The sequence below is a fragment of the Stenotrophomonas sp. YJH_SMC_21 genome, from assembly GCF_059369555.1.
Map to the genome: position 1 here is coordinate 365,627 of NZ_JCAFSU010000002.1, position 11,534 is coordinate 377,160.

At 65.2% G+C, this 11,534-nt stretch carries 11 protein-coding genes and 1 tRNA gene; all 12 read right to left on the bottom strand.

Features of this window, described 5'->3' with window-relative positions; genetic code table 11:
- Window positions 1-2 precede the first annotated feature (2 nt).
- Window positions 3-1,097, bottom strand: a complete 1,095-nt coding sequence (gene nuoH, locus AC5P67_RS04600) for an NADH-quinone oxidoreductase subunit NuoH (RefSeq protein ID WP_005410457.1) — start codon at window positions 1,095-1,097, stop codon at window positions 3-5.
- Window positions 1,094-3,328, bottom strand: coding sequence for an NADH-quinone oxidoreductase subunit NuoG (gene nuoG / locus AC5P67_RS04605; protein WP_495214336.1), 2,235 nt, complete (start codon window positions 3,326-3,328; stop codon window positions 1,094-1,096). The genes nuoH and nuoG overlap by 4 nt, the downstream gene beginning before the upstream one ends.
- Window positions 3,325-4,665 carry an NADH-quinone oxidoreductase subunit NuoF gene (gene nuoF / locus AC5P67_RS04610; protein ID WP_010486436.1) on the bottom strand — a complete coding sequence of 447 codons (1,341 nt, stop codon included), beginning with the start codon at window positions 4,663-4,665 and terminating at the stop codon, window positions 3,325-3,327. Before nuoF ends, nuoG begins: the two co-directional genes overlap by 4 nt.
- 4 nt (window positions 4,666-4,669) lie before the next feature.
- A complete protein-coding gene (gene nuoE, locus AC5P67_RS04615; RefSeq protein ID WP_005410460.1) occupies window positions 4,670-5,197 on the bottom strand; it encodes an NADH-quinone oxidoreductase subunit NuoE in 528 nt (175 codons plus the stop codon).
- 97 nt (window positions 5,198-5,294) lie between these two features.
- Window positions 5,295-6,602: an NADH-quinone oxidoreductase subunit D gene (locus tag AC5P67_RS04620; protein WP_005410461.1), complete on the bottom strand. Its 1,308-nt coding sequence runs from the start codon at window positions 6,600-6,602 to the stop codon at window positions 5,295-5,297.
- Complete coding sequence (locus AC5P67_RS04625; RefSeq protein WP_005410462.1) at window positions 6,599-7,348, bottom strand: NADH-quinone oxidoreductase subunit C; 750 nt, start codon at window positions 7,346-7,348, stop codon at window positions 6,599-6,601. Before AC5P67_RS04625 ends, AC5P67_RS04620 begins: the two co-directional genes overlap by 4 nt.
- Before the next feature lie 33 nt (window positions 7,349-7,381).
- On the bottom strand, window positions 7,382-7,936 hold the full coding sequence (locus AC5P67_RS04630; protein WP_005410463.1) for a NuoB/complex I 20 kDa subunit family protein: 555 nt from the start codon (window positions 7,934-7,936) through the stop codon (window positions 7,382-7,384).
- A complete protein-coding gene (locus tag AC5P67_RS04635) occupies window positions 7,927-8,283 on the bottom strand; it encodes an NADH-quinone oxidoreductase subunit A (RefSeq protein ID WP_005414075.1) in 357 nt (118 codons plus the stop codon). The genes AC5P67_RS04630 and AC5P67_RS04635 overlap by 10 nt, the downstream gene beginning before the upstream one ends.
- A gap of 111 nt (window positions 8,284-8,394) precedes the next feature.
- Window positions 8,395-8,479, bottom strand: a tRNA-Leu gene (locus tag AC5P67_RS04640).
- Between the two features lie 51 nt (window positions 8,480-8,530).
- Window positions 8,531-8,968 carry a preprotein translocase subunit SecG gene (gene secG / locus AC5P67_RS04645; RefSeq protein ID WP_005410465.1) on the bottom strand — a complete coding sequence of 146 codons (438 nt, stop codon included), beginning with the start codon at window positions 8,966-8,968 and terminating at the stop codon, window positions 8,531-8,533.
- 31 nt (window positions 8,969-8,999) lie between these two features.
- Window positions 9,000-9,755 carry a triose-phosphate isomerase gene (tpiA, locus tag AC5P67_RS04650; protein ID WP_005410466.1) on the bottom strand — a complete coding sequence of 252 codons (756 nt, stop codon included), beginning with the start codon at window positions 9,753-9,755 and terminating at the stop codon, window positions 9,000-9,002.
- Between the two features lie 762 nt (window positions 9,756-10,517).
- Window positions 10,518-11,495 (bottom strand): isopenicillin N synthase family dioxygenase, encoded by a 978-nt coding sequence (locus tag AC5P67_RS04655; RefSeq protein ID WP_005410467.1) that lies wholly within the window; start codon window positions 11,493-11,495, stop codon window positions 10,518-10,520.
- Window positions 11,496-11,534 lie beyond the last annotated feature (39 nt).

Below are 11,534 nucleotides of genomic sequence, written 5' to 3' on the forward strand. Positions count from 1 at the left end.
CTTTAGACGCCCTTTTGAATCACGCCGAAGAACACCATGACGGCGGTAACCGCGATCCACAGAATGGCCAGCGGGATGAAGACCTTCCAGCCCAGGCGCATGATCTGGTCGTAGCGGAAGCGCGGGAAGCTGGCACGGAACCAGATGTAGGCACTGGCGAAGAAGAACACCTTGACGAACAGCCACGGTGCACCGCCCTTCCAGATCCAGTCGACCAGCGGCGAGACATCGCCGAAGTTGACCCAGCCCTGGACCGGGCTCAGCCAGCCGCCGAGGAAGAAGATCGAGATCAGGAAGCTGATCAGGATCATGTTCGCGTATTCGGCCAGGAAGAACAGCGCGAAGGCACCGCCGGAGTATTCGACCATGTGGCCGGCGACGATTTCCGATTCGCCTTCCACCACGTCGAACGGCGCGCGGTTGGTTTCAGCCACGCCCGACACCCAGTAGATGACGAACAGCGGGAACAGCGGCAGCAGGAACCAGTCGAAGAAGCCGGAGCTGCCGGCCTGCGCCATCACGATATTGCTCAGGTTCAGGCTGCCAGCGGCGATCATCACGCCGACCAGGGCGAAGCCCATGGCGATTTCGTAGCTGATCATCTGCGCCGAGGCGCGCATGGCACCCAGGAACGCGTACTTCGAGTTGGACGCCCAACCGGCCAGGATGATGCCGTAGATGCCCAGCGAGGTCATCGCCAGCAGGTACAGCAGGCCGGCGTTGGCATTGGACAGCACGATCTGCGAATCGAAGGGGACCACCGACCAGGCCGCGAAGGCCGGGGCCAGGGTGATCAGCGGTGCCAGCAGGTAGATCGCCTTGTTGGCGCTGCTCGGCTGGACCACTTCCTTGAACAGCAGCTTGAAGACGTCGGCGAAGGCCTGGAAGATGCCCATGCCCACGTACATCGGGCCGTGGCGGACGTGCATCCAGCCGATCAGCTTGCGTTCCCAGACCACGTAGAAGGCCACCGAGATGATCACCGGAACGGTGATCACCAGGATCTTCAGGATGATCCAGATCAGCGCGCCGATGTCACCGAGGCCAAGCAGCCACTGGTGCAGCGGGTCGACCGCGTTCAACAGCAATTCGTTCATGCAGCCACCACCGTTACGCGAGCGGCACCCAGCGGCGCGGTCGCGCCGTGGCCCGATTCAATCCAGACCGAACCCGCAGCGACGCGGGCGTCGACCACCACCGGCAGGGTGGCCTTGCCGGCATCGGTGCCGACCTTGGCCATCTGCCCTTCCTGCAGCTGCAGGCGAGCGGCATCTTCAGCGTTCAGCACGATGCGCGGGGCGTTGTTGAGCGGATGCGACTGCAGCGCCGGGGCGCGACGGACCACCGCATCGGTGCGGTAGATCGCGGCGGTCGAAGCCACTTCCAGGCCTTCGCCGGCAATCACCGGCTGCGCCGAAGCGGCAACGGTGACCGACACCGGGGCCAGGCTGGCACGCAGGCCGGCCAGGTCGGTGAAGTCGAAACCGGTCAGCGCCATGTCGCCGCCCAAGGCGCGCAGCACGCGCCAGCCTTCACGGGCCTCGCCCGGCAGCTTGCCGCCGGCACGGGCCGACTGCTCGCGACCATCGAGGTTGGTCAGGGTGGCGTCGATTTCCGGCAGCGCACCGATCGGCAGGATCACGTCGGCGACGTCGCGGGTCGAGGCACAGGCGAACTGACTGAAGGCCACCACCTGGGCACCGGCCAGCGCCTTGCGCGCGGCAGGTGCATCGGCGAAATCCAGGCCCGGCTCCAGGCCGTACACCACGTAGGCCTGGCGCGGCTGCGCCAGCATCGCGGCGACGTCCTTGCCGGCCGGCAGCACGCCGGCGCGGGTCAGGCCCACGGCGTTGGCGCCCTGCGGGATGCGGCACAGCTTGGCACCGGTGGCGGCGGCGAACTCACGCGCAGCGGCGCGGATCGCGGCAGCCTGCGGGTGGTTCTCGGCGATGCCACCGACGATCAGCACGGTGTTGTTGCCGCCCTGCACTGCCGAACGCAGCTCGGCGTTGGCCAGCGCGTCGACGAACTTCGACGGGGCGACGATCTGCTTGCCGGCAATGCTGAAGGCGAAGTCGAAGTCCACCGGGTTGACGACGTGGATCTTCGCGCCCTTGGTGGTCTGCGCCTTGCGCAGGCGGGCGTGCAGCAGCGGCAGTTCGTGGCGGATGTTGCTGCCCAGAACGACGATGCGGTCGGCGCCTTCGATTTCGGCCAGCGGCAGGCCGAACACTTCGGCGGTTGCAGCGTCGGAGAAATCGCGGTTGTTGATGCGGTGGTCGATGTTGCTCGAGCCCAGGCCCTTGGCCAGGCGGGCCAGCAGCGCGCCTTCCTCGTTCGAGGTGGACGGATGCACCAGCACGCCCAGGTTGTCGCCCTGGTTGACCTTGAGGATCTCGGCGGCCGCGGCCAGGCCTTCGGCCCAGCTCACTTCCTTCCACTCACCATTGACCTTGCGCAGCGGCTTGACCGCACGGTCTTCGCTGTACAGGCCCTGGTGCGAGTAGCGGTCACGGTCGGACAGCCAGCACTCGTTCACCGCTTCGTTGTCGCGCGGCACGGTGCGCAGCACTTCGCCGCGACGCACGTGCAGGAACAGGTTCGAACCCATCGCGTCGTGGTAGCCCAGCGACTCGCGCGCGGTCAGTTCCCACGGGCGGGCGCGGAACTGGAACACCTTGTTGGTCAGTGCGCCGACCGGGCAGACGTCGACGACGTTGCCGGACAGTTCGGTGGTCAGCGGCTTGCCGTCGAAGGTACCGATCTGCAGGTTCTCACCGCGGTACATGCCACCCAGTTCGTAGGTACCGGCGACGTCGGCGGTGAAGCGGACGCAGCGGGTGCACTGGATGCAGCGGGTCATCTCGGTGGCGACCAGCGGGCCCATGTCCTCGTCCGGCACCACGCGCTTGCGCTCGTTGAAGCGGCTGACCGATCGGCCATAGCCCAGCGACACGTCCTGCAGCTCGCACTCGCCGCCCTGATCGCAGATCGGGCAGTCAAGGGGGTGGTTGATGAGCAGGAACTCCATCACCGAGCGCTGGAACTTCAGTGCCTTCTCGCTGCGGGTGGCGACCTTCATGCCATCCATCACCGGAGTGGCGCAGGCCGGCGCCGGCTTCGGCGACTTTTCCACGTCCACCAGGCACATGCGGCAGTTGGCGGCGATCGGCAGCTTCTCGTGGTAGCAGAAGCGCGGAATCGAAATGCCGGCCTTGTCGGCCGCCTGGATGATCATCGAACCCTTGGGCACGACCAGGGACTTGCCATCGATTTCGATGGTCACGTGATCCGGTGGCACGTTCGGGTTTACGGGTTGCGCGCTCATGCGGCGGCTGCCTCCACCTTCTTGCCGTCAACCATCGAATGACCGTTGACGATGTAGTACTCGAATTCGTCCCAGAACTGGCGCAGGAAGCCCTGGATGGGCCATGCAGCCGCTTCACCGAACGCACAGATGGTGTGGCCTTCGATCTGGCCGGCCACCGCCTTCAGCTGGTGCAGGTCTTCCATCGTGGCCTTGCCGGCGACGATGCGCTCCAGCACGCGGTGCATCCAGCCGGTGCCCTCACGGCACGGGGTGCACTGGCCACAGGATTCCTTGTGGAAGAACTGGCTGATGCGGCAGGCGAACTTGACGCAGCAGACGCTGTCGTCGAGCACCACGATCGCGCCCGAACCCAGGCCGGAGCCCAGCGCGCGGATGGTGTCGTAGTCCATCGGCAGGTCCTTCAGCTCGGCCGCGGTCAGCACCGGCATCGACACGCCGCCCGGGATCGCGCCCTTCAGCGTGCGGCCCGGACGCAGGCCACCGGCCATTTCCAGCAGGTCGTGGAATTTGGTGCCGAGCGGCACTTCGAAGTTGCCGCCATTCTGCACGCAGCCGGACACCGAGAAGCACTTCGGACCGCCGTTGGCGGTCAGGCTCAGGCCCTTGAACCACTCCGGACCGTTGCGGATGATCGCCGGCACCGAACCATAGGTTTCGGTGTTGTTGATCGTCGACGGCTTGCCATACAGGCCGAAATTGGCCGGGAACGGCGGCTTGTAGCGCGGCTGGCCCTTCTTGCCCTCCAGCGATTCCATCAGCGCGGTTTCTTCGCCGCAGATGTACGCGCCGGCGCCCAGCGCGCCGTAGATGTCGATGTCCACGCCGCTGCCGAGGATGTTCTTGCCCAGCCAGCCGTTCGCATAGGCGTCGGCCAGGGCCTGCTCGAAGTGCTCGAACGGCTCGTGGTGGAACTCACCGCGCAGGTAGTTGTAACCCACGGTCGAACCGGTGGCGTAGCAGGCGATCGCCATGCCTTCCACCACCGAATGCGGGTTGTAGCGCAGGATATCGCGGTCCTTGCAGGTGCCCGGCTCGGATTCGTCCGAGTTGCAGAGGATGTACTTCTGCATGTTGCCCTTGGGCATGAAGGACCACTTCAGGCCGGTCGGGAAGCCTGCGCCACCGCGGCCGCGCAGGCCCGAGGCCTTGACCATCTCGATGACCTGCTCCGGCGGGATCTTCTCTTCGAGGATCTTGCGCAGGGCGGCGTAGCCACCGGTCTTCAGGTAGCTTTCGTACGACCACGGGGTGTCGTAATGCAGGGTGGTATAGACCACCTGGTGCGGCAGCGGCGCGGGGCCGACCGGACCCTTGGATTCGTGGTGATGTGCCATGCCCTTACTCCAGCCCGTCCAGCAGCTCGTCGACCTTTTCCAGGGTCAGACGCTCATGGTAGTGACCGTTGATGACCATCATCGGCGCGCCACCGCAGCCAGCCAGGCACTCTTCCTCGCGCTTGAGGTAGACGCGGCCGTCCGGGGTCGATTCACCGTGCTTGATGCCCAGCTTCTTCTCGCAATGGCGCACGATGTCCTCGGCGCCATTGAGCCAGCAGCTGATGTTGGTGCAGATGGCCACGTTGTTGCGGCCGACCTTCTCGGTCTCGAACATCGAGTAGAAGCTGGCGACCTCGTAGGCCCACACCGGCGGCAGATCAAGGTACTTGGCCACGCCGGCGATCAGCTCGTCGGTCAGCCAGCCCTGGTTCTGCTCCTGGGCCGCATGCAGGCCCTGCAGCACGGCAGAGCGCTTGCGGTCCGGCGGGAACTTGGACAGCCAGTGATCGATGTGAGCGCGGGTCTTGTCGCTCAGCACCACCATCGGGTCGACGTCGCGCGCCGCCTCGAAATTACCTGTCGCCTTCATCGGCCGACCTCAGCGAAATGCATAACGTGAAATTCCAGAAACTGCGGCGCCGGCTTGCGCCGGCTGCCTGCAGCGGGCGTTGGCGTGGCGGACGGCATTACCGGTCAACCTCGCCGAACACCAGGTCGTAGGTGCCGATCATCGCCACCACGTCGGCCAGCATGTGGCCGCGCACGATCGAATCGATCGAGGACAGGTGGGCGAAGCCCGGCGCACGCAGGTGCACGCGGAACGGCTTGTTGGCGCCATCGGAGACCAGGTAGCAGCCGAATTCGCCCTTCGGGGCTTCCACCGCCGAGTAGGTCTCGCCGGCCGGCACGCAGTAGCCTTCGCTGAACAGCTTGAAGTGGTGGATCAGCGCTTCCATGTCGTCCTTCATGTCCTCGCGCCTGGGCGGAGCGACCTTGAAGTTCTTCACCATCACCGGGCCCGGGTTGGCCTTCAGCCACGCCACGCACTGCTTGATGATGCGGTTGGACTCGCGCATTTCGGCAACGCGGACCAGGTAGCGGTCGTAGCAGTCGCCTTCCTTGCCCAGCGGGATGTCGAAATCGACGGCATCGTACTTGGCGTACGGGCGCTTCTTGCGCAGGTCCCAGGCCACGCCCGAGCCACGCAGCATCACGCCGGTCATGCCCCACTGGTGCGCCAGTTCCGGCGTCACCACGCCGATGCCGACGGTACGCTGCTTCCAGATACGGTTGTCGGTCAGCAGGGTTTCGTATTCGTCGATGCGCTTGGGGAACTCGACGGTGAAGTTCTCCAGGAAGTCCAGCAGCGAGCCCTCGCGCGAAGCATTGAGCTGCTTCAGCGCCTTGCCCTTGTGCCAGCGCGACTCCTTGTACTTCGGCATGTGGTCCGGCAGGTCGCGGTAGACACCGCCCGGACGGTAGTACGCCGCGTGCATGCGTGCGCCGGAGACTGCTTCATAGCAATCCATCAGCTCTTCGCGCTCGCGGAAGGCGTACAGCATCACCGCCATCGCACCCAGGTCGAGCGCGTTGGAGCCCAGCCACATCAGGTGGTTGAGGATGCGGGTGATCTCGTCGTACATGGTGCGGATGTACTGCGCACGCTCCGGCGCCTCGATGCCCATCAGGGTCTCGATCGCGCGCACGTAGGCGTGCTCGTTGCACATCATCGACACGTAATCCAGTCGATCCATGTAACCGATCGACTGGTTGAACGGCTTGGACTCGGCCAGCTTTTCGGTACCACGGTGCAGCAGACCCACGTGCGGGTCGGCGCGCATGATGGTTTCACCGTCCATTTCCAGGATCAGGCGCAGCACACCGTGAGCGGCCGGATGCTGCGGGCCGAAGTTCATGGTGTAGTTGCGGATTTCCTGCCGGCTTTCGGCGGCGTTGCTGGCGAATGCTTCGCCGGCCTGGTGTACGTGGCTCACTTCACTGCCTCCTGCGCGCGCTCACCTTCTGCGGTCTGCAGACGGGCGTCGTCGCGGATCACGCGCGGCACGCCGACACGCGGCTCCACCGAGGTGACCGGTTCGTAGATCACGCGCTTCTTTTCTTCGTCGTAGCGGACTTCGACATTGCCGATCAGCGGGAAGTCCTTGCGGAACGGATGGCCGACGAAACCGTAGTCGGTCAGGATCCGGCGCAGGTCCGGGTGGCCTTCGAAGATCACGCCGTACAGGTCGAACGCTTCGCGCTCAAACCAGTTCAGGCCCGGCCAGATGCCGGTCAGCGAGGACACCACCGGCAGTGCTTCGTCAGGGGCGAAGCAGCGCAGGTGCATCATCAGGTTGTGCTGGTACGAGCGCAGCTGGGCGACCACGGCGAAACGCTGGGTCGGCATGTGCTGCGGGCGGGCACCGTCGGCACCGTTTTCCTCGGTGGGGAACTCACCCCACGCGAAACGGCCCTGGGCCTTGCCTTCGACGCCACGGCTGAAGCCCTGCGAGGACACGTCGGCGGTGTCCCATTCGTCGGAGCCATAACCCAGGTAATCGACGCCGCAGAGATCCACGGCCTGCTCGAAACCAAACTCGTCACGCAGCGCCAGGGCGGTGGCGTGCCACTCGGCGGCAGGCACTTCCAGCGTCACTTCGCCGCGGGGTTCGACCACGATGACCTTCGCACCAGCGAAACGTGCGGAGAGTCGGTCGATGAAGGATGCTTGCTCTGCCATGGGGGCTTGGCGCGCTCTTGTCAGGTGAAGGGGTCAGCGGGCGATGGTCTGTGTACGCCAGATCTTCTTCTGCAGCTGCAGGATCCCGTACACCAGCGCCTCGGCGGTCGGCGGGCAACCCGGGACGTAGACGTCCACCGGCACCACGCGATCACAGCCGCGCACGACAGAATAGGAGTAGTGGTAATAGCCGCCACCATTGGCGCAGCTACCCATCGAGATGACCCACTTCGGGTCCGGCATCTGGTCGTAGACCTTGCGCAGCGCCGGGGCCATCTTGTTGACCAGGGTACCGGCCACGATCATCACGTCGGACTGGCGCGGCGACGGGCGGAACACCACGCCGTAGCGGTCAAGGTCCAGGCGCGCGGCGCCGGCGTGCATCATCTCGACCGCGCAGCAGGCCAGACCAAAGGTCATCGGCCACATCGAGCCGGTGCGCGCCCAGTTCAGCAGTGCATCGACGCTGGTGGTGACGAAGCCCTTTTCCAGCAGCGGGTTGTCGCCTTCCGGCCGCAGGATGTCATCAACCCGGCCTTCCGGCGTGGGGTTGTTCATGAGGCCATCGAGAGTCTGAATCACTCCCATTCCAGCGCTCCCTTCTTCCAGACGTAAATGAAACCGAGGAACAGCATGCCGACGAACAGGCCCATGGTGACGAGCGAACGCGCGCCCAGCTCCATGAAGACCTGGGTCCACGGCACGATGAAGATGATTTCCAGGTCGAAGACGATGAACTGGATCGCGATCAGGTAGTAGCGCACGTCGAACTTCATGCGCGCGTCTTCGAAGGCCTCGAAGCCGCACTCGTACGGCGACAGCTTTTCCAGATCGGGGCGGCGGGGACCGAGGAATCGACCAACCAGCATCAGCGTAATGCCGATACCGGTGGCAACGATCAGAAACAGCAGAGACGGCAAATATTCGGCCAGCACAGCGATTCTCTCTTGCCTCTGCCGCTGCGCCTGCAGGCGCTTTGGCATGGGGGAGTGGACGGGAATCTACCTGGCGCCTTGCGCGCCAGGCGAACCCGCTTTACTTACAAATGGTGCCCAAGAGGGGACTCGAACCCCTACGACCTAAGTCGCTACCACCTCAAGGTAGTGCGTCTACCAATTCCGCCACCTGGGCAAACGATCACATCAGACTATCTTCCCGATGCGCCGCGTATTGTAACCGGCTTCAGTGTTTCTGGGAGCCTTCCGAAGGCTTTTCTTCACCAGAAACCGAAGATTCCGCCTGAGCCGGCACATTCGCGGCCGGAACCGGGGCGGCCGGGACCGCATCAGCCTTCGGAACGGCCGGCAATTCGCCTGCCGGAGCCGCCGGAGCGACCGCCGCCGGGGCGGACATCAAGCCCAGATCCTGGTCGGCCGCCGGACGACTGCCATGACCGGCATACCAGGCCATGAAGAGGCTGATGCCGAAGAACACGACGGCCAGCCACTTGGTCGACTTGGACAGGAAGTTCGAGGCGCCACGCGCACCGAACACCGTACCCGAGGCGCCGGCACCAAAGCCCGAACCCGCCGCCGCACCCGAGCCACGCTGCATCAGGATCAGCGCGATCATGGCCACAGCGACCAGCACGTAGACGACATTGAGGATCAACATCAGCATTGGAAACCGCCCTCGGACAATACTTCTAGGATTAGTTCGCGGCCGCCGCCCTTGCGATGGCCAGGAAGTCCGCAGCCACCAGGGAGGCGCCGCCGACCAGCCCACCATCGACATCCGGCTGCGCGAACAGTTCCCCGGCATTGTCGGGCTTCACGCTACCGCCGTAAACAATGGGCAGTGAATCAGCGATTCTAGCATCGATACGCGCGACTTCGCCACGGATGAACGCGTGCACCTGCTGTGCCTGCTCCTTGGTGGCGGTACGGCCGGTACCGATGGCCCAGACCGGCTCATAGGCGACCACAGCCTGGGCGAAACCGGCCGCGCCAACCAGCTCCAGCACCGGTGCCAGCTGGCTGGCGATGACCGCTTCGGTCTGCCCGGCCTCGCGCTGTTCCAGGGTCTCGCCCACGCACAGCACCGGCACCAGGCCGGCGTGCTGGGCGGCGGCGAACTTGCGCGCGACCAGCTCGCTGCTCTCGTGGTGGTACTGGCGGCGCTCGGAATGGCCGACCAGGCCATAGCGGGCCCCGACCTCGACCAGCATGGCCGCGCAGACCTCGCCGGTGTAGGCGCCCTTCTCGTTGCTGCTCACGTCCTGCGCGCCAAAGGCCAGGCCGGTCTCGCCGAAGTCCTCGACCAGCTCGCCCAGGTACGGCAGCGGCGGCAGGATCACCACGTCCACCCCCTCCAGCGGCAGCCCGGCAGCCACCTGCCCCAGCAGTTCATTGGCGAATTGACGGCTGCCATGCAGCTTCCAGTTTCCGGCGACGATCTTGCGGCGCATGAGCGGGTGGCTCCTGTGTGAAGTCAGCCGGTCATGATACCCGCTGCGGCAAAAATCCGTTTCCTTGTAAGCGGTTACATGGATTTTCAGCCAACGGCGCAGCCCCTCGTGGCGGGGGGCGGGTTGGTCGCGTATCACCGGTTGGATTGGTGAGATTGGCCGGGCGGGTGAGGATGCCGGGGGACGCCGTAAACCCGTCCCTGGGGGCTTGGCCGCGGCATCCATGCCGCGGACACCCCCGCCATCCCCACCCGCCCGGCCTCTGACACAGTCCGGCGGTTCCGCCCGCCACGGAAAGAAAAAAGAAGAGCAAGAGCAAAGGCAAAAGCTGCATTCCGGGTTGCTGCCGGCTGGACCAACCCCTACCCCACTTCGATCCGACAGATCTCATCCACGCAAGGCGTGGATCTACCGTGTCGACCAAGGTCGACACCCACCAACCGTCACCGGGAAACTGTCGAAGGCGGGGAGGTGTGGGTTGGCAGGACCGTTGGCGCCATGGATGGCGCCATCGAGCCCCCAGGGGTGAGGGCGCTTTGCTTGCGAAGCACCGCTTCGCAAGCGCCCGAACGCCCAGCCGCCAGCGGCTGGGCCGGTCTGGGGGTTCACGGCGTGTCCTGCCAACCCACACCGCCCCGCCCAACACGCAGAAACCCAGAGCTGCTTTGGCTTTGGACTTGCCGGCCAGCGGCCGGCACTACCGCGGGTGCAGAGTGCAACCCTGCAAAGAAAAAGGCCGCCTTTCGGCGGTCTCACTTTTCTTTACTTCAGCTTGATCTCGCGCAGGCGCTCCTCGAGGAAGCCGTGGGCGGTGATCGGCTCCGGGTACCGGCTCGGGTTCTCCGGGGTGATGCACGAGGGCAGCACGTCGATCAGGAAATCCGGGTTCGGGTGCAGGAAGAACGGCACCGAGTAGCGCGGCTGGCGGGCCAGCTCGCCCGGGGGGTTGACCACGCGATGGATCGTCGACGGGTACACATGGTTGGTCAGGCGCTGCAGCATGTCGCCGATGTTGACCACGATGGTGTCCGCGTCCGAGGTGAACGGCACCCACTCGCCCTCATGCGACTGCACCTCCAGGCCCGCGGCGCTGGCGCCGACCAGCAGGGTGATGAAGTTGATGTCGCCATGCGCGCCGGCACGCACGTTCGGGATGTCGTCGGTGGTGATCGGCGGGTAGTGGATCGGGCGCAGGATCGAGTTGCCGAAGTTGGTCTTGTCGGCGAAGAAGTCTTCCGGCAGGCCGATGTGCAGGGCCAGCGCGGACAGCACGCGCGAACCCAGGTTGTCCAGCGCCTGGTACAGGCCGTAGCCGCGCTCACGGAAGCCCTCGACCTCGGTCGGCCACAGGTTCGGTGCCATCACATCGCGGTACTTGGAGTCGTCGGCGATTTCACGACCGATGTGCCAGAACTCCTTCAGGTCGAAGTGCTTGGAGCCCTTGGCGGTTTCCACGCCGAAGGGGGTATAGCCGCGGGCGCCGCCGCTGCCGGCCACGTGGTACTTGCGCTTGACCTCTTCCGGCAGGGCGAAGAAGGCCTTGAAGGCATCGTAGGCCGCGTCGATGTCGGCCTGCGGAATGCCGTGGTTGCGGATGCCCGCGAATCCCCATTGGCGGTAGGCCGCGCCCAGCTCGGCCACGAAGGCCTCGCGGTCGCTGTCGAAACGGGTGATGTCGAGGGTGGGGATCTGGCTCACAGCAATTCCTGGCTTGTCATTGGGTCTGGGGGGCCTGCGCATTCATGGCCCGCCTGAACATTGTGACAGATCACCCGGCGG